We start from the raw sequence: 20,501 nt of genomic DNA on the forward strand, positions 1-20,501 counted from the left end.
TCGTGCCCCGAAGCACGCCCCGGAGGGGCGGCTTCAGGGGCGCGGGGAACTGCGCGGCCAGCCAGGCACTCAGCCGCAGTCTGCAACGCACAGGACGGGGCAGCCCGTGATCAGCCTAGGGGGGCCCGGAACAGTGCCGGGGTCTCAGGTGTCGGCGCCCCGCACGGACGCGCGGAACGCGCCCGGCGTGCGGCCCGCGCGCTGGTGGAAGAACTTGGAGAAGTTCGTGGCGTCGGCGAAGCCCAGCCGCGAGGCGATCACCGCGGCGGGCTCGTCGCTGTGGGCCAGCAGCCGCTGGGCCTCCAGCAGGACGCGGCGGTCCACGAACTCCTTCGCGCCGACGCCCGCCGCGGCCCGCGCCGCGCGCGAGAGCGTACGGGGCGAGTAGCCCAGCGCGCGGGCGTAGTCGGCGACCTGGCGGGTGCGGGCGAAGTCCCGCTCCACCGCGGCGCGGAACCGCAGAAAGGTCTCGCCCGGACCGGCGCCCGGGGCGCCGCCGCCCTCCGGGCCAGGCGAGAGGGCGGTGATCCGGAGCAGCAGTGCCGCCAGCAGGTGGCGCAGCACCGCGCGGTGCGCCACCGCGGCGGGGGCCTCCGTCGTGGTGAACGCCGCGAACTCCCGGTGGAGATGCTCCAGCGCCAGCCGTGTCGCGCCCCCTTCCGGGCGCCACCGGACGGGGCCGAACGCCTCGTCCAGGCGGGCCGCCGAGGCCGTCGCGGGGTCGAGGAAGCCGGACTGGAAGAGGACGAGCGTGCCCTCGCCCGCAGCGAGGTCGCCGTGCTGCTGCACCTGGCCCGGCCGGACCCAGAGCCAGGAGCCCGGCGTCAGCTCGTACTCCGCGAAGTCGACCGTCTGCCGCAGCGTGCCCTCGTCCAGTGCGAAGAGCTGGTGGAAGCCGGGGCGCTGGGGGTCGGACATGACCTGGCCCTTGGCGCGGGCGCGGGTGCGCAGCTCGGCGAGTGTCATCACCTCGACCCCGGCGGACACTCCGGGCGGCGGGGCGTACGGAAGATCGGGGATCACGGGGTCGGGGCTCACGGGGTCGGGGCTCATCGGGGAATCGCAGTGTGTCCGTTATTCACCATAGACAGTCCTCAGCGTACCTCGCCGCTCCCAGCTCCGGAGCGTAGCGTCGGAGACATCGAGCCAGGAACTAGCGGAAACCACCATCGCACCACCGAGGAGCACCCCATGACGACCAAGGCGAGGATCGCGGTCTTCGGAGCCAACGGCACCATCGGCAGCCGCGTCGTGCGCGAGGCGCTGGACCGCGGGCACGAGGTCACCGCCGTGGTCCGTGACCCGAAGAAGCTGGAGGACGCCGACCCGCGCGTGACGGTCGTGACCGGCGACGTGCTCGCGCCCGCGACGGTGACCGAGGTCGCGCGCGGCGTGGACGTCCTGGTCAGCGCGGTCGGCGGCGGCGACGGGCCCGGCCATGTCGCCACGGTCGAGCCGTCCGTGCGGTCCCTGGTGACCGGGCTGCGCGCGCTCGGCGACGCGGCGCCCCGGCTGATCGCGGTCGGCGGCGCGGGCTCGCTGCGCACGCCCGACGGCAAGCAGGTGTGGGACGCGGAGGGCCTGCCCGAGGGGCTGCTCCAGATCATGCACGCGCACGGCGACGCGCTGGACTTCCTCCGCACGGTCACCGATGTGCGCTGGACGAGCTTCAGCCCCGCCGCGAGCATCGCGCCGGGCGCCCGTACGGGCGTCTACCGCACGGGCGGCGACGAGCTGCTGACGGACGGCGCGGGCGAGAGCCGTATCTCCACGGAGGACTACGCCGCGGCGCTCGTCGACGAGATCGAGGAGGCCCGGCACGTGGGCGGGCGTTTCACGGTCGCGTACTGAACCCGCCGGGTGCCGGGCCGCGCCTCACGGCAGTTGGCGGTCGAGCGCGGACCGGCCCAGCTCGGCGAGCCTGCGCCGCGCCCACTCCAGGTTCTCGGGTGTGAGATCCCTGCCGGAGGCGAGGACGACGTCCTCGGGCGTCGGGTCCCCGTCGGGCGCGGCGTGCAGCACGGCGTCCGGGGTGGGCTCGTCGTCCGGGTTCTGAGCAGCGCTTTCGCTCATGCCCCCTCCTTTCATCCGTCCTGCCAGGCTACGGCCGCCCGCCCGCCGCGGCATCCCCGCCGAGGTGCGGGGACCCCCGTCCGGCGGGATCCTGGGGGCATCCCTCGCCCCTGACGGGTCCCCGACGGAATGAGGTACGGATGCGCATCACGGACCTGACCGACGACGTGCTGGCGGCGCTGCGCGAACGGCGTCCGTATCCGGCGGTCTCCCTCGTCGTGCCCACGCACCGCACCCGGCCCGCGAACGAGCAGGACCCGGTGCGGCTGCGCAACCTCATCGCCGAGGCCGCCCGCCGGCTGCACGCCGACCCGGACGTCTCGGACCGCACGCGGGAGGCGGTCGTGGCGCAGCTCGAAGCGGCGGAGGCCGAGGTCGAGTTCGCGTACACGCTGCACACGCTGGTGCTCTTCGCGACCGCCGACGAGCACCAGGTCTGGTACCTGCCGCGCACGGCCGCCGAGCGCGTGGTCCTCAGCGACTCCTTCCTGACCCGCAGCCTCGTCGCGGCCAAGGCGCAGGCCCGGCCGTACTGGGTGCTGGTCTTCGCCGAGGACCGCGCGCGGCTGTGGAGCGGCTCCGGCGACCAGCTCACCGAGTCGCGGCGCGAGGGCTTCCCGCTGGACGCGCCGGTCCGCGTGGACGAGGACCCCGCACAGGCCCGGGTGAACCGCGGCGGCAACAGCGTCAAGCGCTACCGCGACGAGACGACCCTGAAGTACCTGCGCACCGTCGACGCCTCGCTGGCCAAGGTGCTGGAGACCGAGCCGCGCCCGCTCGCGCTCGTCGCGCTGCCGCCGGGACTCAGCGCGCTGCAGGACGTCGGTACGCGCGTGGCGCGCTCGGCCCTCGCCTCCGTCCCCAAGGGCGGCCTGACGGACGCGAGCGCGCCCGTGCTCGCCGAGGCCATCGCGCCCGCGCGGGCCGAGGTGCGGCGCGAGCGCACCCGCGACGCGGTCGAGCGGCTGGGCGCGGCGCGTGGCCGCAAGGAGTACATCGCCGGGCTCGACGAGGTGTGGGGCGCGGCGCGCGAGGGGCGGGTCGCGCTGCTCGTCGTCGAGGAGCAGTTCCGCGCGACCGTACGGGTCACGGAGGAGCACCTCGTGCCCGTCGAGGACGGGGCGGCGGAGGGCGACACGACGGGCGAGGTCCGGGAGGACGTCGTGGACGAGATCGTGGAGTCCGCGCTCTCGACGGAGGCCGAGGTCGTCTTCGTGCCCGAGGGCACCCTGGCGGACGAGGGCCGTATCGCCGCCACCGTCCGCTACACCTGGGCGCCATAGGGGAGCCGGCCTGATGAGTGACGAGACGGAAGACATCGAACCGGCCGAGGACGACGGCGTGCTGGAGCCCGCCGACTCCTTGCTGACGGACCGGCTGGACGCCGACCCGCTGGACACCGGCATCCTGCCCGCCGACCGGTGGTCCCCCGCGGAGTCCTACGGCAACACCGCCGAGGAGGCCCGCGAGGGCGAGAGCCTGGACCAGCTCCTCGCGGAGGAGGAGCCCGAGCCGCCGTCCCCGTACGCGGACGACGGGGAGGACGGGGAAGGCGGGGACGGCGCGGATCCCGTCCCCGACGAGTGGTCCGGCGGGCCCGGCCCCCGCACCGGCCGCCTCACCGCCGGGGACGAGGGCACGGGCCGGGTCCGCGACCCCGAACTCTTCGCGCACGACGAGGGGATCGACGGGGGAGCGGCGAGCGCGGAGGAGGCGGCGGTGCATGTGATCGAGGACGAGGGCGCGATGTGAGGCCGGGAGGGGCAGAACGACAGTTCCGCACTCTCCCGCACTCTCCCCAACAGGAGCGCACATCCCTATTGTTGCCGTGTGCCTGACACCTCGTGGACTCGCCGTGGAATGTTCCTCGCCGGTACGGGCGTCGCCGCGGCCGTGAGCGCCGGGGCCGTGCTCGCGCCCCCGCCCGCCGCGGCCGCCCGCACGCGCGAGCGGCTCGTCCGCGTCCCCCAGCGCGGCATCCGCGCCACGGACCCCGGCGGCGAGGAGGGGCTCGCCAACCCGCACCGCGGCTTCCGGTACGAGATGTCGTACAACGCCGAGGACCTCACCAGCCCCTGGCCCATCGAGGCCGACCACCCCGCGGACGCGGACCGTACGCTCGACATCCTGCGCCGCAGGTACGGCACGGGCGCCCACGTCACCCAGCTCTACTTCTACCTCCACGACTACGCGACGACCGCCCTCCCCGACACCGCCCTCGACCACATGCGGCACGTCTTCGAGGGGCTGCGCGCCCGGAACTGCACGGCCGTGCTGCGCTTCGCGTACGACGACGGGGTGCGGCCCGCGCGCGGATACGGCGTGCGCGACATCGAACGGCACCTCGACCGGCTCGCGCCGCTCGTCGCCCGCCACAGCGACGTGGTCAGCGTCTGGCAGGCGGGCTTCCTCGGCAACTGGGGCGAGTGGTCCCACGAACTGAACGACGACCCCGCCGCCGTCACCGCCCTCGCCCGCGCCCTCACCGACGCGCTCCCCGACGGCGTCCGCACCCAGCTCCGCTACGGCGAACTGCGCGAGCGCGTCACCGACGACCGGGTCCGCCCGGCGATCGGCTTCCACAACGACTACCTCACCCTCGGCGGCGGCAAGTGGGACTACTACGTCCCCGGCAACCCCTACTGGCGGGACTACCTCGACGTCTCCGCCACGCTCCCCATGGACGGCGAGATGCCCTGGGACAAGGGCCAGAGCGAGGACCCGTACGCCTGGGACACCGTCATCGAACCCGTCGCCTGCGCCCGGCGGCTCCAGACGCTCCGCTGGGACACCCTCTCCCTCGTCCACAACGCGACCGTCACCCTCCCCGCGTGGAAGGCGGGCGTGCTGCACGAGGAGCGGGTGCGGGACGCCGGGCTGCCGGTCGCGGACGGGTACTTCGAGGGGCACGGCGGTACGTCCGTGCCGCGCACGCCCTTCGCGTACCTGCGCGACCACCTCGGCTACCGGCCCGAACTGCGCGAGGTCCGGCACGCGGCGCGCCCCGGCGGGGACGGCCGGCTCCTGGTCGAGGCCGACGTCGTGAACAGGGGCTTCGCACCGCCGAAGCACCCACGGCCGGTGCGGTTCGTGCTCCTGGACAGGAGAGGGCGGGTCCTCTCCGCCGCCGACACCGGCGCCGACTGGCGGACCTGGGCGCCCTCGGGGCGCGCGGAGGAGGGCGGCGGCGCGGCCCCGGTGACGACGGTACGGGCGGCACTACGGATCCCCCGGGGCGTACGCGGCGGACGGCTCGGTCTCGCCCTGCCCGACCCCCGCTCCGGGCGCCCGGAGATGGCGGTGCGCTGCGCGAACGCGACGGTGCGATGGGAGCGGGGCGTGAACGTGCTGGCCCCCGTGCGGTGGTGAGCGGCGCCCTCTGACCGCCGGGCGTGACTGTTCCGCGTGTGCCCCGTTGGCCTGAACTGACGGGGCACTGCGGGAGAGACGAGGGACCCTGCGTCATGGCACGAGACGAGCGGCTGTGCCTTCAGGCCGTCTGGAAGGCGTACGGCGCCCGGGCGGTGCTGCGCGGAGCCGACCTGTCGGTGTCGGCGGGCATGCTCGCGGGGGTGGTGGGCGAGAACGGCTCGGGGAAGAGCACCCTGCTGCGGATCGCGGTGGGACAGCTCCGCCCGGACAGCGGAACCGTGCGGCGCTTCAGCGCACTGGGCTACTGCCCCCAGCAGGCGGTGGTCAACGACACGCTCACGGTCGCCCAGCACCTGCGCCTGTTCCAGGTCGCCTACCGGCTCCCCCGGCTGGACCACGCCTGGGAACTGGTGGACCTGCTCGGCTTCGGCGCCGACCGCGGCACCCGGGCCGGTGAGCTGAGCGGCGGCACCCGGCAGAAACTCAACCTGACCCTGGCGCTGATGCACGATCCGCCGCTGCTGGTGCTCGACGAGCCCTACCAGGGCTTCGACTGGGACACCCACCAGCGCTTCTGGCACCTGGCGGGCCGGCTGCGCGCCCGGGGACGCTCCGTGGTGGTCGTCTCCCACCTCCTGCACGACCTGCGGCACTTCGACACCGTCCACCACCTGCGCGACGGCCGCCTGCACGAGGAGCACGCGGAGCACGGAGAGACGGGGCACGGAGAGGGGGCGCCGGAATGAGGCACCAGTGGACGGCGTTCACCGTGGCCCTCGGCTTCACGCTGACCGGCCATCTGCGCAACCGGCTGGCCATGAGCATGATCGCCTTCTTCATCCCGACATGGATCTACCTGGTCCGTGCCACCGCGCTCTCCAAGAACATCTCGTTCCAGGCCAGCGCCCTGGACATCGACGTGGTCGCGTCGATGAACCGCACCATCCAGGTCTCCAGCGCCCTGCACGCCGTCACGGTCATCGCCGGGTTCATGATGTTCATGGCCACCTTCAGCGCCCGGGAGATGGACCTGCGCCTGGTGCTCGCCGGCTACCCCCGGCTACAGCTCCTGAGCGCCAAGGTCGTCGCCCTGTTCGTCGTCACCGCCCTGCTCACCGGCTACACCCTCGCCCTGCTGTGGCTGTCCTGGCCGCTGACGCAGCCGCTCGGCGTCGCCACCGCCCTGGCCACGGCGATCCTCGCCTACGGGGGACTGGGCATCATGGCCGGTTACCTCCTGCGCAACGAACTGGAGGGCTTCTTCGTCGTGGTGATGGCCACGCTGATCGACGTCGGCATGCAGAGCCCGGTCTCCAATCCGGCCGCGGACCAGGCGTGGCTGAGCGCCCTTCCGCTGTACGGGCCGGCGCAGGCGGCCCTGGCCGCCTCGTTCACCCACGCGGCCTCCGCCGGATGCGCGGCCCGGGCGCTGCCGTGGTTCGTGGCCACCACCCTGATGGCCCTGCTCCTCTTCTGCCTCCGTACCCGCCACTACCACCGGCAGCGGCACCCGTGAGCGGAGCCGTTGCCCGGCCGCCCGGGGGTCGTTGCATCGGACGTGAGGGACAACGAACCGCACGTATGGACACCGGCGGAGGTGCCCGACCTCAGCGGCCGTACCGTGGCCGTCACCGGCGCGTCCCGCGGCATCGGCGCCGCGACGGCCGAGCACCTCGCCCGCCACGGCGCCCACGTCATCGCCCTCGGCCCGCCCTGCCCTTCGCGCACGGAAGCGCGTACGGCGGCGGCCCGCGCCGCCGACGCGGGACGCGTGGACCACGTCGAGTGCGACCTGGCCCGTCCCGACCAGGTCCGTGCCGCCGCCGAACGGATCACCGGTCTCGCCGCGGGACGACTGGACGTCCTGGTCAACAACGCGGGAGTGGCCGCCGCGGGCCCTGCCCCCTCACCGGACGGCCACGACATGCACTTCGCCGTGAACCACCTCGGCCACTTCGCCCTGACCGGCCATCTGCTGCCCGCGCTCCTGAACGCCCCCGAGCCGCGGGTGGTCAACGTCTCCTCCCTCCTGCACCGGCTGGGCCGGGACCCCGCCCGTCGGGCGCACGCGCCCGGCGGACGGCTGCGCTGGCCCGCCTACTGCGACTCCAAGCTGGCGAACCTGCTGTTCACCCGGGGGCTCTTGGACTGGGCACACGCCCATGGGCTGCCCCTGCGCGCGGTCGCCGCGCACCCCGGCCTGGTCAACACCACCCTGGGCTCCGGCGCCCTGCGCGCGGACGGCCACCACGCCCAGGCCCGGCTGCTGGAGTGGGCGCAGGCCCGATGGCACACCCCCGCCCGAGCGGCCTGGACGCTGGTGCGGGCCGCGACCGACCCGGACGTCACCGGCGGAGAGTTCTTCGGCCCCGGCGGCCGGTGGGAGTGGTCCGGGTCCCCCGTGCGCGTACGGGCGGCGCGGCGGGCCTGCGACCCCCGGGCCGCGGAGCGGCTGTGGCGCCTGTCCCAGCGGATCACGGCGTACCCCTTCCCCTCGGCACCGGAGCGGCCGACGCCACGGGCCGGCGCACGGTGACGACGCGCGGGCCGAGCGCCGCCCCCGCCCCCGCCTCCGGCCGACGGCGCCGGTTCCTGCGCGCGGTGGGCAACTCCCGGCTGCTGCGCCGGTGGGGGCCCTCCGTGCTGCCCCGCCTGGACCGGCGGTTCCATCGCTGGACCGGGGGGCGCTGGATGCCCAGCCGCCTCCTGGTCCCCGTCCTGATCCTGCACACCGCGCGCCGCGACGGCACGCCCTGCCGGACCCCTCTTCTGGCCGGCCGGACCGAAGCGGGCACTTTCCTCGTCATGGCGACCAATTTCGGCCGCCCCCGGCATCCGGCCTGGTCCTTCCACCTCCTCCGCGACCCCCATGCCCTCGTCGACTGGCACGGCGACCTTCTCGCCGTGCGGGCGCGCCTGCTGAGCCACGAGGAGCAGCGGGCGATGGAGGAACAGCTCCTGGGCTGGATGCCCTGCTTCCACGACTACGCCCGCAGCAGCGGGAGAGACATCCGGGTCTTCTCCCTCACCCCGTCGTAGGCGCGGAGGAACGGGCACTCAGAACGCGTCCCCGGACCAGTACGCCGCGCCCCGTGCCTCCGGCGCCGTCGCGGGGGAGCGGAGGTCGCGGACCATTCCCGTGCGGTCCGTGTGCCAGGTGGGGTTCTGGACGAGGTGGGGGAGCGCGGGCCGGGCGTCGGGGGTGAGGGGGACGCGGACCCGCTCCACCCCCTCGCGGCACGCGTGCGCGGCGTGCGCGGCGAAGAGGTCCGGGAGGCAGTCCTCGGCGCCGGGGAGGGACCCGAACTCGGCCAGGGCCAGGGCCTGTCCGCCCGTCCGGTGGGAGACCGCGTAGCCCACGGGCGTACGGGCCGCCGGGTGTTCCGCGACGAGCCAGAGCGCGCCGGGCCCGTACCAGGCCGGTACGCGGACGCGCCAGTCGTCCGGTGTGCGGACCGCCGTGAGGGGGCGGGCCGTGTGGAGGCGGGGGAGTTCGGACGGGGCCGCCTCCCGGACGCGGTGCCCCGTACGGGAGGGGGCCCTGCGCGTGGGCTCGCCCTCCGCGTACATACGGGCGAACGTGCGCCAGCCCGCGCCCTCGTACACCCCCGGCGTGCCGGTGAACAGGAGCGACCAGGCGAAGCCCTCGGCCCGCATCGCGTGCACGGCCTCGCCGAGCAGGCCCCGGACCAGGCCCCGGCCCCGCGCCGCCGGGAGCGTGGCCACACTGCCGATGCCGCCGACCCGTTGCGGGGCGCCGTCGGCGTCCCGTACGAGGCGGGGCACGACGACGACCACAGCCTCGGGCGCCCCGTCGCCCGGCCGCGCCGCGACGAACGTACGGCGGTGGCGGTCCGGGTCGAGGGCGTGGAGCGCGGGGAGGTGGGCGGCGGACGGGCCGAAGCAGGTGGCCCAGAGCGCGTGGAGGGCCGGTTCGTCGCCCGGCACCGCCGTGCGCAGGACGTGGCTCACGCGCCGTCCGCCGTGTCCGCCGTGTCCAGCGCGTCCACCGTGTTGCGGTACGGCGGCATGAAGCGCGTGCGCGGCATCTGGTCGGCGAGCACGCCGCCGTCCACCACGAGCCGGGCGCCCGTGACGTACGCGCCCGCGTCCGAGGCGAGGAAGACGAGGGCGCCCGCCTGCTCGTCGGGCCGGGAGTAGCGCCCGAGCGGGATGCGCTCGCGGTAGGCCGCCTCGAACGCCTCGCGGTCGAAGGGGAAGCCGCCGTCGATGGGGGTCTCGACCATGCCGGGCGCGAGGGTGTTCGCGGTGATGCCGTGCGGGGCCAGCTCGACGGCGAGCGTCTCGGTGAGGAGCTGGGCGGCGGCCTTGGACGCGTTGTAGTGGGCCAGGCCCGCCTCCGCGACCAGCGCGTTCTTCGAGGTGACGGTGATGATCCGGCCGCCCCGCACCCCGTCGGCGATCATGTGCTCGGCGAGTCGCTGGGAGAGGAAGAAGACGGCGTCGACGTTGACGCGCAGCACCGCCGACCAGCTCGCGGGCGTGATCTCGTTGAACCGCTCCAGCGCGGCCGTTCCCGCGTTGTTGACCAGGATGTGCACCGGGCCCGCCGCCTTGCGGACCCGGTCGGCGAAGGGCGCGATCTCCTCCGTACGGGAGAGGTCCTGGGCGTGGACGTACGCGCGGCGCCCGGTGGCGGCGACGGCGCGTGCCGTCTCCGCGAGGCCCTCGGCGCCCGGCAGGTCGGTGAGGACGACGTCGGCGCCCGCCCGGGCGAGGGCCGTCGCGTACGCGCGGCCCAGGCCACCGGCCGCGCCGGTGACCAGGGCCGTACGGCCGTCGAGGGAGAAGTCGCTCATGCGAGCCCCAGCAGCGGCAGGGCCTCGCGGTGGATGACCTCTTCCACCTTGTCGGCGTCGAGCGGGTCGAGCCCCGGGATGCCGGGGATACGGGCGATGCGGCGCAGGCCCTCGACCGAGTCGTCCACCGTCGTGAACGGATAGTCGCTGCCGAACAGCAGCTTGTCCCACACCCCGTAGTCCTGCACGAGCCGCAGGCTGTGCCAGAGCTGGAACGGGCGGTAGTGCAGGGCGCTCACATCGGCGTAGACGTGCGGATGCTTGCGGATGACGGCGATGCACTCGCCCTCGAACGGGTGCGAGAGATGCGCCAGGACCATCCGCAGTTCGGGGTGGCGGATCGCGACCGCGTCCAGGTGGCGCGGCATCGCGTATGCGAGGGGCGCCGCCGAGACGAACGTCGTGCCCGTGTGGACGAGCAGTGGCAGGCCGTGCCGCTCGGCGTACGCGTACAGCTCCTCGTACCGCTCGTCGGCCGGGTCGAACCCCGCGTACATCGGCATCAGCTTGATGCCGCGCAGGCCCAGCTCCTCGTGGCCGTACCGCAGTTCGTCCTGCCAGCCGGGCTGGGTGGGGTCGAGGGAGAGGTAGCCGATGAGCCGGTCGGGGCGCTCGGCGACGTACGCGGCGACCGCCTTGTCCTCGACCCACAGGCCGCTGCGGCGCGCCTTGCCGCCGACGACGATCGTGCGGGTGCCCTCGGGGGCGCTCGCCGCGTACTCCTCCCAGGTCACGGTGAGATCGACCTCGCCCGCGTGGGCGCGCGCGGACTCGGCCCTGAAGGTCTCGTCGAAGTCGTGGCTGTGCCGGAAGAGATGGGAGTGCACATCTGTGATCATTTTCTGTCCCTCTTCTCCCAGCCGTCCTCGAACATGTTCCAGAAGCGGTGCGTCGGCGGATGCTCCGCGAAGACCTCGTCGGCCAGTTCGACGCCGAGGCCGGGCGCGGTCGGCAGGCCCACATGGCCGTCGTCCGACACGGGCAGCACGCCGGGCAGCGCGTCGAACACGTACGGCTCCAGCAGCCCGTCGAAGGTCTCCAGGATCTTCAGGTTCGGGATGCCGAGCCCGGCGTGGACGGAGACGGTGGTGCACAGCGGGGAGTTGGAGTTGTGCGGGGCTACGAGCATGCCGTGCGTGTCGGCGATCGCGGCGAGCTTGCGGACCTCGGTGAAGCCCCCGGCCATCGACAGGTCGGGCTGGATGATGTCGACGGCCTCGGTCGCGAAGAGCTGCTTGTACTCGTAGCGGTTGTGGAAGTGCTCGCCGCCGGAGATCGGGAACGCGGCCCGTCGGCGCAGCTCGGCGTAGCGCTCGATGTGCGTCCACGGCAGCGGCTCCTCGAACCAGCCGATGTCGAACGGCTCCAGCTCGCGCAACAGCCGTACGGCCGTGGGCATGGCGAAGCGGGCGTGGCCCTCGATGAACAGGTCGATGTCGGGGCCGATCGCCTCGCGCACGGCGGCGACCAGCTCGACGGAGCGGCGCAGCTCGGCCCGCTCCAGCTCGTGCAGTCCGGGGCCGAAGGGGTCGAACTTCAGCGCGGAGTAGCCCTTGGCGACGGTCTCCCTGGCCTTCGCGGCGAAGACGTCGGGGTCGCGCTCGCCGTTGTACCAGCCGTTGGCGTAGACCCGGACGCGGTCGCGGCAGGCGCCGCCGGTGAGCCGGTAGACGGGGACGCCGAGGGCCTTGCCCATCAGGTCGTGCATCGCCTGGTCGAGGCCGGAGAGGGCGACGCCGCCCATGTCGCCGCCGCGCAGGAAGTCGCCCTGGTAGAGGCGGAGCCAGATCTCCTCGGTGTCGAAGGGGTCGGCGCCCAGCAGATGGCGCCCGGCGAGGGACTCGGTGAGCGCGCAGACCTCGGCGACCCGGTACGGGTGGGTGATCTCGCCGATGCCGCTGAGGCCCTCGTCGGTGTGGACGCGGACGTACCCGAAGTCGCGCCAGGCCGTGCCGAGCTGGAGCGTCTCGACGCGGCTGATCCGTCCGGCGGGGCCGGCGGGCCGCGTGGTGTCGACGGTGAGCATCAGTGTTCCGCCCCTCCCATGGTCGAGGCGTGCGCGAGGTCGTCCGCGCCGCCCTCCGCGAGCACGGCCTTCACGGCCGCCTCGGTGCCCTCCAGCAGCCGGTCCACGTCCTCGTCGGTGTGCGCGTAACTGATATGGCTGCGCTTGAGGTTGAGCGGCAGCTCGAAGAGCCCGTGGTCGAGGAGGCGGCGCCGGTAGCCGACGAACCGCGCCGCGTCGTTCGCCAGCAGGTCCTCGTACGTGCGCGGGACGCCGCCGTCGAGCGCCGTGCCGTCCATGAAGTACGTGACGAACACCGAGCCGTACCCGGCGACGGTGACCGGGACGCCGAGGCGGGCGTACAGCTCGCGCAGCTCCGTGCGGGCACGCTCGCCGAGCCGGAAGACATGCTCGTGCACCGGCTCCTCGCGCAGCTTGCGCAGCGTGGCGAGCGCGGCGGCGACGACGCCGGGGTGCCCGTTGTACGTGCCCGCGAAGAAGGCCGGGGCGCCGGGGCGGGTGGAGAAGAGGTCCATCAGGTCGGCCCGGCCGCCGATGGCGCCGACGGGCGCGCCGTTGGCGATGGCCTTGCCCAGCGTCGTCAGGTCGGGAGTGACGCCGCTGATCCGCTGCCAGCCGCCGAGGTCGTGCCGGAAACCGGTGATGACCTCGTCGAAGACGAGCACGCTCCCCGCCCTGCGGGTCTCCTCGCGCAGGGTGGTGAGGAACTCCTCGTACGGCAGCAGCGCGCCCACGTTGTGCGGCACCGGCTCGACGATCACCGCAGCGATGTCGGAGCCCAGCTCGGCGAAGGCGTGGCGCACGGCCGCGCTGTCGTTGAAGGGCAGCACGAGGGTGGAGTCCAGCACCTCGGTGAGGATGCCGGTCGAGATCGGGTCGTGGCCGCCGACCTTGGCGGGCTCGGAGATCACATTGAGGCTCACGGAGTCGTGCCAGCCGTGGTAGCAGCCCTGGAACTTCACGACGAGACGGCGGCCCGTCGCCGCCCGTGCCACGCGCAGCGCGTGGAACGTCGCCTCGCTGCCGGTGCTGGTGAGCAGCACCTTCTCGACGGAGGGGAGCAGCTCGACGAGCTGCTCGGCGAGGAGGACCTCGCCCTCGGTGACGCCCACGCCCATGTGGCCGAGCGTCGCGCCGGTCTCGGCGGCGGCGCGAGCCACGTCGGGGTCGTTGTGCCCGAGGAGCGGGGGGCCGAAGGCCGCGTGGAAGTCGGTGAACTCCCGCCCGTCGGCCGTGCGGAAACGGGCGCCGCCGGTGCCGGTGATCACGAGATCGCCGAGCCCCGGGACGTTGCGCTGGCCGCTGTTGACCCCGCCGGGCACGACCGTACGGGCGCGTTCGGCGAGGGGGACGGGGCCAGAACTCATGCTGCTGCTCCTTGCGTCGAGTCGTCGGTCCCCGGGCCCTGCCCGGCCCTGGGGACGCTGGCGCCATCCGCCCGGCGTTCGTCGCAGGAAGGTGTTGCGTGGCGGTGCTTCGCTTGATGCTTCGCGTTTTCCAAACAGCGTTCTGTATAACAGAACAGATCTTGGATATTAAGAGCGCGAAGTGAGGCGGTCAAGCCCCGAGTTGGAGTCCGCTCGCGAGGATGTGGCTAAACTGTTCTGCTATGACGAACAGTGCTGTTCCTGAGACGTCGAAATACTGGGTGCGGAGCGTGGCCCGAGCGGCCGACATCCTGGAGGCCCTCGCGGACCCCGCGCCCGGGGACGGACTGAGCGTCACGGAGGTCGCGCACCGCTGCGGCATCTCCAAGAGCGCCGCCTTCGGCATGCTCCAGACGCTGCGGGCCTACGGGTTCGTCTCCGACGACGGCGAGGGCATGAGCCGCCGCTACCGGCTCGGCATGGGCCTCGCCCGGCTCGGCGACCGCGCCCGCTCCCAGGTCTCCCTGCGCGGCGTCGCCCGCCCCGTCCTCGGCCGGCTGACCTCCGAGACCGGCATGGCCTCGCGCCTCGCCGTCCCCCAGGACGGGCACGCCGTCGTCGTCGACCAGGTCGAGGTCGACCAGCGCGTCCGGCTCGACCTGCGCATGGGCGAGCGGGAGCTGCCGCACTGCACCGGCCTCGGCAAGGCGCTGCTCTCCGCCGTCCCCGTGCGGGAGGCCGCAGCCGTCATCGAGCGCCACGGCCTGCCGCGCCGCACCGCCCGTACGATCACCGACGCCGCCACGTTCCTCGCCCACCTGCGCGACATCGAACGCGTCGGCTTCGCCCTCGACGACGAGGAGGACGCCGAGGGCATCCTCTGCATCGGCGCGCCCGTACGGGACGACGCGGGCACCTGCGTCGGCGCGATCAGCATCACGGGGCTGAAGCTGGGGCTTCCGGCGTGGCGCTACCAGGAGCTGGGGGGCCAGGTCCGCGACGCGGCGGCCCGCATAAGCCACGAGCTGGGCTGGATCGGGGAGGAGCGGGAGTGAACGGGCTGCGGCTCGAACCCTGGAGCGAGGACGATCTCTGGCTGCTGCGGAGGTCCAACGAGCCGGAGATGACGGCGTATCTCGGCGGCCCCGAACCCGAGGAGAAGCTCCTCGCCAGGCACCGGCGGTATCTCGACCCCCGAGGTCAGGGGCAGATGTTCCGCGTCGAGTTGGACGGCACGGTGGCCGGTCTCATCGGCTACTGGGAGCGGGCCTGGCGCGGCGGCCTCGTCTGGGAGACGGGCTGGGCGGTGCTGCCCGAGTGCCAAGGCCTCGGCGTGGCCGTACGGGCCGCGCGCGCCGTCGCCTCGCGGGCGCGGGGCGAGGGGCGGCACCGGTATCTGCACGCGTTCCCGAAGCCGGAGCATGTCGCGTCGAACGCGGTCTGCCGGAAGGCGGGCTTCGAACTTCTGGGCACGGTCGACTTCGAGTACCCGCCGGGCCACCCGATCATCTCCCACGACTGGCGCCGCGACCTCGCGGAGACGTGACCGGCTCCACGGCTTCTGGGCTTGCCCCTCCAGGGGCGCGGGGCTGTGTTTGATGTGCGGCTCCGCCGCGCGGGCGCGACCGGTCACGACACCTCGGGGCTTGCCCGTTAAGGGGCGCGGGGCTGTGTTTGTTTTGCGGCTCCGCCGCGTGGGCGCGCCCGGTCACGACACGTCGGGGCTTGCCCCTCAGGGGCGCGGGGAACTGCGCGCCCAGCCACGGCGCAGCCGCAGCCTGCGAAGCACAGCCCGGGGCACCCCGAACCCGGCTCTTGCGCGCGCGCAAGCCTCCCGAGTTCGCGGGAGGGGGAAGCGGGATTCGCCCCGTCAGGGGGCGGGAGGAGGAGGGGGGACCCTTGACCTTTTCGGGGGGCGAGCGTAGGTTCCAGCCAATCCGGTCCGCGAACGGCCCTGCCCATCGGCCTCGCCCGGTTCATTTCAGCCATCCGCCCTTATGGCGACGTCGCGGGAACGCTCCCCGATCACCGGCACTTCCTGGAAGGCGAAGTCCGTCATGAGCGTTCCGCAACAGCAAGATCCTGCCCGCAGACGCGTGCTCCGCGCCTCCGGGCTGGCCGGCCTCGTGCTGGCCGGTACGGCGGCGACAGCCGCCCCCGCACACGCCGCGCCCAGAAGCAAAGACATACGGCACGTCGACACCGTGCGCGCCCTGCGCGCCCTCGACCCGAAGTCCCTGGACGACGGCGCGGTCGCGCTCGTCGCCGGGTACCGCACCCCCGGCGACGGGGGCGGTATGGCGCTGCGGTGGGACGCGGGCAGCGGCAAGCCGCACAACGGCGGCACCGTGATCGCGCCCGCGAAAGGGAAGGGCAAGGGCCGCTGGCTCCAGCTCCACGACGGCACCGTCGACTTCCGTACGTTCGGGCACCTCGACGCGGAGGACCCCGCCGACGACGCGCTGGACGCGCTGCTCGCCGACGAGGACGTGCACCGGGTGCAGGCCCGCAACGACCTGCTCTTCCGCAAACGGCACCGCACCCACCGCTCCCGGATCGAGCTGGACTTCGGCGGCCACCGCGTACGCACGGACGGCATCGAGAAGAACAGCCACGACAACCCCTTCGGCGCCGTCCTCTTCTTCGAGGGCACCCGCACCGACACCACGCACAAGCACACGCTCGGCGCCCGACTCCCCGACCTGTCCGACCTGATCGAGGTCGGCGACTCGGGCGGCTTCGCCGCGGGCCAGTGGTGGGCCCTGGAGTCGGACGCGCGGGGCGGCGGCAAGTACGAGAAGGAGATCCAGCGGCTCGTCCAGATCACGGATGTCCCCGACGGCTCCCACGTGCGGATCAACTACAAGACCGGCTGGGAGCTGGCCGAGGGCCGCACTCTGACCTGGACGCGGGTGAAGCCCGTCGAGCGGGCGCACGTACGGAACATGGTGTTCGAGGGCGCGGGCGACGACCAGTACACGGGCTCGCACCCCGTCGCCTACGAGTACGCCGTGCGCTGCGACGTCAGCGGCATCGAGGCCACCGGCACGTTCTGGCCCGTGGTGATGCGCCGCTGGTGCACCCACTACCGCACCGACCGCTGCTCGCTCGCCAACCCGAAGTCCGTGACGTACGGCGGCGCGGGCTATCTCACGCAGCAGATCTACTGCCTCTACGGGCACGTCGAGGACTGCCACACCTCCAACGCCCGCCACCTCAACGACTTCACCGCCTCCGCCTGGTCGTACGTGACGAACTGCCACGGCGACGGCGACGACCAGGGGCCCTTCGTCACCCACGGCCAGTTCGAGCACGACCTCGTCTACACCGGCAACTCCGGGCTGATGACCTTCGCCAACTCCGGCCCCGCGTGGGGCGGGGCGGCCAAGCGGATCACCGTGCGGCGGCACTCCTGCTCGTGGTTCGTCGCACGGGTGAAGGTCACCGAGCTGACGCTGGAGGACGTCACGGTCGTCGGCAAGAAGTCGCTGAAGGACTCCGGGATGCTCTGGGCCAACGCCGACGGGCTCCAGATACGCGGCTGCACCGCCAGCGGTCCGCTGATCCTCTCGCAGGCGTCGGCGCTCTCGGAGCGGCCCAACGTCGTCGCCGACTCCGCCTTCACGTACGCGAAGGGCGCCGAGGTCACCAAGGACGACGTCCGCGCCGATGTCACCCTCCTCCGGACCACACTGGACGGGCTCGACGGCACCGCGTTCAAGGGGACCGGCGCTCTCGTCCTGGAGCGGTGCTCCCTGAACGGGGCGGCGGACGCGGACCCCGTCACCGTCGCCCACCCCGACGTCGCCCTCGACGGCGGCGCGCTCCGCGACACGGGTCTCAAGCTGACCGGCGCCAAGGACCAGCGCGTCCGCCTCACCGGCACGCGACTGACCGGCACCAACGCCGCCGGAGCGCTGCTCTCCCGTACCGCCGACGCGCGCACCGTCACCTGGCACCTCGACGGCGCCGACTCCACCACCGGCGGAAAGACCGCGCATCTGTCCCTCGCCGAGGGCCCCAACCGCTACCGCGCCACCGGCACCGCCTTCCACGGCGGCCGGCTCGACCTGCGGCCCGCCGCGTTCGGCGGCGACGGCTCGTACCTCCTGCACACCGGGTGCGTCGAGGACGGCACCGAGCGCGCCGCGATGCCCGACGAGGGCGAACGCGTCGCCCACAAGAGCGGCAACGTCCGCTTCTAGACCGGCCCGCGGCCCTCCGCCCGCAGCCCTCCCCCCTCTCCGCAGCCTCCGCACGCCTCCGCACGCCTCCTGAAAGAGATTCCCCGTGTCCTCACACCCGAAGGTGACCGGCCGCCCCGTGCGCGTCGCGCTCGTCGGCGCGGGCAACCGCGGCCTCACCTACGCCGAATGGATCAAGGCCCACCCCGAGCGCGCCGAACTCGTCGCCGTCGCCGATCCGCGCCCCGCCGCCCGTGCCGCGTCCGGCGCCGCCGTCGAGTACGAGGACTGGCGTGATCTCGTCGCGGGGGAGCGGAGGGCCGACGCCGTGATCGTCGCGACGCAGGACCGGGACCATCTGGAGCCCGTACGGGCCCTGGCCGGGGCCGGGTACGCGATCCTCGCGGAGAAGCCCCTGGCCCCGACCGAGGAGGAGACCCGCGCGCTCGTCCGGGCCGTCGAGCAGGCGGGCGTGCTCTTCGCCGTCTGCCACGTCATGCGGTACACGCCGTACACCGACCTGGTGAAGCGCGTCGTGGACTCGGGCGTCCTCGGCCAGCTCGTCTCCGTCGACCACCTGGAGCCCGTGGGCTGGTGGCACTTCGCGCACAGCTACGTGCGCGGCCCCTGGCGCAGCGAGCGGGACTCCTCGCCGATGCTGCTCGCCAAGTCCTGCCACGACCTGGACTGGCTCGCGTACGTGATGGGCGCCCGCGTCGAGGAGGTCTCCAGCTTCGGCGGCCTCGCGCATTTCCGCCCCGAGAACGCGCCCGAGGGCTCCGCCGAGCGCTGCCTCGACTGCGCCGTCGAACGCGAGTGCCCGTACAGCGCGCTCAAGCTCTACCTCCCCATCCTGCGCGAGCAGGGCGCCGTCTGGCCCGTCACCCATGTCACCGAGGCCACCGACGAGGCCGGGCTGCTGACCGCGCTGCGCGAGGGTCCTTACGGGCGCTGCGCGTACCGCTCCGACAACGACGTGGTCGACCACCAGGTGCTCGCCATGCGGCTCGCGGGCGGGATCACCGCCACGTTCCAGATGGTCGCGTTCACCGCGCAGACGCACCGCCAGACCCGGATCTTCGGCTCCCACGGCTGGCTGCGCGGCGACGGCGAGCGCGTCACCGTCCAGGACTTCCGCACCGGCGAGGAGAGCGTCCACGACCTCGGCGCCAGCGGCTCCAACGCGGCCGACGGGCACGGGGGCGGCGACACCGCGCTCGTCGAGGCCTTCGTCCGCGCCGTCGCCGAGGGCGACCCCGGGGCCGTGCGCTCCGGGACCGCCGCCTCGCTCGGCAGCCACCTCGCCGCGTTCGCCGCCGAGCGCGCCCGGCACACCCGCACCGTCCAGCCCGTCCCCGTGAGCTGACCCCCGACTTCCCCTCCCACCACACCCCGGAGAACACCATGCCCAGACTGAGAAACGTGGCCCTGCCCGTCCTCGCCACGGCCCTCGCCGCGACCGCGCTCGCCGGCTGCGGCGGAAGCGGCAGCGGGGGCGGCGGCAACACCGTCACCATGTGGACGTACCCCGTGATCTTCGACGAGGCCAAGAACAAGGAGTACTGGGACGGTCTCGTCAAGAAGTTCGAGAAGAAGCACAAGGGCATCGAGGTCAAGGTCGAGACCTTCCCCTGGGCCAACCGCGACACCTCGCTGGCCACCGCCATCGGCTCCGGCAAGGGCCCCGACGTGGTCTACCTCGTCCCCGACCAACTGCCCAAGTACGCGCGGAACATCGTCCCCGCCGACGACTACATGCCGGAGAAGGCACGCGCCGACTACACCGGCTTCGCCCTGAAGTCGGTGACGGCCCAGGACGGCAAGCTGCTCGGCACCCCCGTGCTGACCAGCGCCAACCCGCTGATCTGCGACAAGCGCGTCTTCGAGAAGATCGGCGAGAAGGAGTACCCCTCGACCTGGGAGGACCTGGAGAAGCTCGGCCCGAAGCTGAAGAAGAAGGGCTACTACGCCACCAGCTACAGCGGCGACACCCAGCAGACCCTGAACCTCACCTTCTACCCGCTGCTCTGGCAGGCGGGCGGCGACGTCTTCTCCAAGGACGGCAAGAAGGTCGCCTTCAACGGCAAGGAGGGCGTCCGCGCGCTGACGTACCTCAAGAAGCTGGTCGACGGCGGGATGACCGACAAGGACCTCGTCACCACCACGCCGAAGCTGGAGCAGACGCCCGTCGCCAAGGGCAAGGTCGCCTGCACCTGGCAGAACACCCCGGCAGACGTCGAGCCGTTCTGGGGCAAGAAGAACACCGTCGTACGGCCGCCGCTGAAGGACGCGAAGTCCATCGGCTACGGCACGGTCGGCGCGCTCTCCATGCTCAAGGGCGCCAACACCGAGGCCGCGGGCGACTGGATCAACTTCGTCGCCGAGCCGGAGAACGCCGCGGGCCTGGAGAAGCAGTCCTCGAACTTCCCCGCCCGCAAGTCCGCGAAGGAGCTGTACGGCGACGACGAGGTCCAGTCCGCCGTGGGCGACACCCTTCCGAAGATGAACGCCGGTCCCGTCAAGGACAAGGCCCGCGAGGCGATGGGCGTCCTCGCCCCCGAGATCCAGCACGCCCTCCTCGGCAAGAAGTCCCCGAAGAAGGCCCTGGACGACGCGGCCAAGGCAGCCGAGGCCCAGCTCGCCCGCCGCTGACGCGCAC

20 protein-coding genes are annotated in these 20,501 nt (G+C 73.2%); 13 read left to right on the forward strand and 7 right to left on the reverse strand.

Going from position 1 to position 20,501, the window contains the following annotated elements; genetic code table 11:
* Positions 1-144 precede the first annotated feature (144 nt).
* Positions 145-1,053, reverse strand: a complete 909-nt coding sequence (locus ABD343_RS30160) for an AraC family transcriptional regulator (RefSeq protein WP_344532656.1) — start codon at positions 1,051-1,053, stop codon at positions 145-147.
* 138 nt (positions 1,054-1,191) lie between these two features.
* Between ABD343_RS30160 and ABD343_RS30165 the strand changes: the two genes are divergently transcribed.
* A complete protein-coding gene (locus ABD343_RS30165) occupies positions 1,192-1,851 on the forward strand; it encodes an NAD(P)-dependent oxidoreductase (protein WP_344532658.1) in 660 nt (219 codons plus the stop codon).
* A 24-nt stretch (positions 1,852-1,875) separates the two neighbouring features.
* Here ABD343_RS30165 and ABD343_RS30170 read toward each other — a convergent pair whose 3' ends face one another.
* Entirely contained in the window at positions 1,876-2,073 is a 198-nt protein-coding gene (locus ABD343_RS30170) for a hypothetical protein (protein WP_344532660.1), read from the reverse strand.
* 140 nt (positions 2,074-2,213) lie between these two features.
* Between ABD343_RS30170 and ABD343_RS30175 the strand changes: the two genes are divergently transcribed.
* The 7 genes from ABD343_RS30175 (at position 2,214) to ABD343_RS30205 (ending at position 8,484) form a co-directional block, all read left to right on the forward strand.
* Positions 2,214-3,356: a baeRF3 domain-containing protein gene (locus tag ABD343_RS30175; protein ID WP_344532661.1), complete on the forward strand. Its 1,143-nt coding sequence runs from the start codon at positions 2,214-2,216 to the stop codon at positions 3,354-3,356.
* 13 nt (positions 3,357-3,369) lie between these two features.
* A complete protein-coding gene (locus tag ABD343_RS30180) occupies positions 3,370-3,825 on the forward strand; it encodes a DUF5709 domain-containing protein (protein WP_344532663.1) in 456 nt (151 codons plus the stop codon).
* Positions 3,826-3,903: 78 nt separating this feature from the next.
* On the forward strand, positions 3,904-5,442 hold the full coding sequence (locus tag ABD343_RS30185) for a DUF4874 domain-containing protein (protein ID WP_344532665.1): 1,539 nt from the start codon (positions 3,904-3,906) through the stop codon (positions 5,440-5,442).
* A gap of 95 nt (positions 5,443-5,537) precedes the next feature.
* Positions 5,538-6,191, forward strand: a complete 654-nt coding sequence (locus ABD343_RS30190) for an ATP-binding cassette domain-containing protein (RefSeq protein WP_344532667.1) — start codon at positions 5,538-5,540, stop codon at positions 6,189-6,191.
* Positions 6,188-6,961 carry a hypothetical protein gene (locus ABD343_RS30195; protein ID WP_344532669.1) on the forward strand — a complete coding sequence of 258 codons (774 nt, stop codon included), beginning with the start codon at positions 6,188-6,190 and terminating at the stop codon, positions 6,959-6,961. The genes ABD343_RS30190 and ABD343_RS30195 overlap by 4 nt, the downstream gene beginning before the upstream one ends.
* Positions 6,962-7,003: 42 nt before the next feature.
* On the forward strand, positions 7,004-7,981 hold the full coding sequence (locus ABD343_RS30200) for an SDR family NAD(P)-dependent oxidoreductase (protein WP_344532671.1): 978 nt from the start codon (positions 7,004-7,006) through the stop codon (positions 7,979-7,981).
* Positions 7,978-8,484, forward strand: a complete 507-nt coding sequence (locus ABD343_RS30205; protein ID WP_344532672.1) for a nitroreductase/quinone reductase family protein — start codon at positions 7,978-7,980, stop codon at positions 8,482-8,484. The genes ABD343_RS30200 and ABD343_RS30205 overlap by 4 nt, the downstream gene beginning before the upstream one ends.
* Before the next feature lie 18 nt (positions 8,485-8,502).
* Here the strand turns inward: ABD343_RS30205 and ABD343_RS30210 are convergent, their stop codons facing one another.
* From ABD343_RS30210 to ABD343_RS30230, 5 genes are read right to left on the reverse strand one after another with little or no spacing between them, the layout of a single operon-like run.
* Positions 8,503-9,417 carry a GNAT family N-acetyltransferase gene (locus tag ABD343_RS30210; RefSeq protein WP_344532674.1) on the reverse strand — a complete coding sequence of 305 codons (915 nt, stop codon included), beginning with the start codon at positions 9,415-9,417 and terminating at the stop codon, positions 8,503-8,505.
* Positions 9,414-10,265 carry an SDR family NAD(P)-dependent oxidoreductase gene (locus tag ABD343_RS30215; RefSeq protein ID WP_344532676.1) on the reverse strand — a complete coding sequence of 284 codons (852 nt, stop codon included), beginning with the start codon at positions 10,263-10,265 and terminating at the stop codon, positions 9,414-9,416. The genes ABD343_RS30210 and ABD343_RS30215 overlap by 4 nt, the downstream gene beginning before the upstream one ends.
* Complete coding sequence (locus ABD343_RS30220) at positions 10,262-11,104, reverse strand: amidohydrolase family protein (protein WP_344532678.1); 843 nt, start codon at positions 11,102-11,104, stop codon at positions 10,262-10,264. Before ABD343_RS30220 ends, ABD343_RS30215 begins: the two co-directional genes overlap by 4 nt.
* Complete coding sequence (locus tag ABD343_RS30225) at positions 11,101-12,291, reverse strand: mandelate racemase/muconate lactonizing enzyme family protein (protein ID WP_344532680.1); 1,191 nt, start codon at positions 12,289-12,291, stop codon at positions 11,101-11,103. Before ABD343_RS30225 ends, ABD343_RS30220 begins: the two co-directional genes overlap by 4 nt.
* The gene (locus tag ABD343_RS30230; protein ID WP_344532682.1) at positions 12,291-13,658 is read right to left on the reverse strand and encodes an aspartate aminotransferase family protein; all 1,368 of its coding nucleotides are present in this window, start codon (positions 13,656-13,658) and stop codon (positions 12,291-12,293) included. The genes ABD343_RS30225 and ABD343_RS30230 overlap by 1 nt, the downstream gene beginning before the upstream one ends.
* Positions 13,659-13,900: 242 nt before the next feature.
* Between ABD343_RS30230 and ABD343_RS30235 the strand changes: the two genes are divergently transcribed.
* The 5 genes from ABD343_RS30235 (at position 13,901) to ABD343_RS30255 (ending at position 20,494) form a co-directional block, all read left to right on the forward strand.
* Positions 13,901-14,713 carry an IclR family transcriptional regulator gene (locus ABD343_RS30235; protein WP_344532684.1) on the forward strand — a complete coding sequence of 271 codons (813 nt, stop codon included), beginning with the start codon at positions 13,901-13,903 and terminating at the stop codon, positions 14,711-14,713.
* Positions 14,710-15,204, forward strand: coding sequence for a GNAT family N-acetyltransferase (locus ABD343_RS30240; protein ID WP_344532686.1), 495 nt, complete (start codon positions 14,710-14,712; stop codon positions 15,202-15,204). Before ABD343_RS30235 ends, ABD343_RS30240 begins: the two co-directional genes overlap by 4 nt.
* A gap of 511 nt (positions 15,205-15,715) precedes the next feature.
* Positions 15,716-17,863 (forward strand): peptidase C14, encoded by a 2,148-nt coding sequence (locus tag ABD343_RS30245; RefSeq protein WP_344532688.1) that lies wholly within the window; start codon positions 15,716-15,718, stop codon positions 17,861-17,863.
* An 85-nt stretch (positions 17,864-17,948) separates the two neighbouring features.
* Entirely contained in the window at positions 17,949-19,208 is a 1,260-nt protein-coding gene (locus ABD343_RS30250; protein WP_344532690.1) for a Gfo/Idh/MocA family protein, read from the forward strand.
* A gap of 38 nt (positions 19,209-19,246) precedes the next feature.
* Positions 19,247-20,494: an ABC transporter substrate-binding protein gene (locus ABD343_RS30255; RefSeq protein WP_344532692.1), complete on the forward strand. Its 1,248-nt coding sequence runs from the start codon at positions 19,247-19,249 to the stop codon at positions 20,492-20,494.
* Positions 20,495-20,501: the final 7 nt, after the last annotated feature.

This window comes from Streptomyces albiaxialis (assembly GCF_039530985.1).
Lineage (GTDB): Bacteria > Actinomycetota > Actinomycetes > Streptomycetales > Streptomycetaceae > Streptomyces > Streptomyces albiaxialis.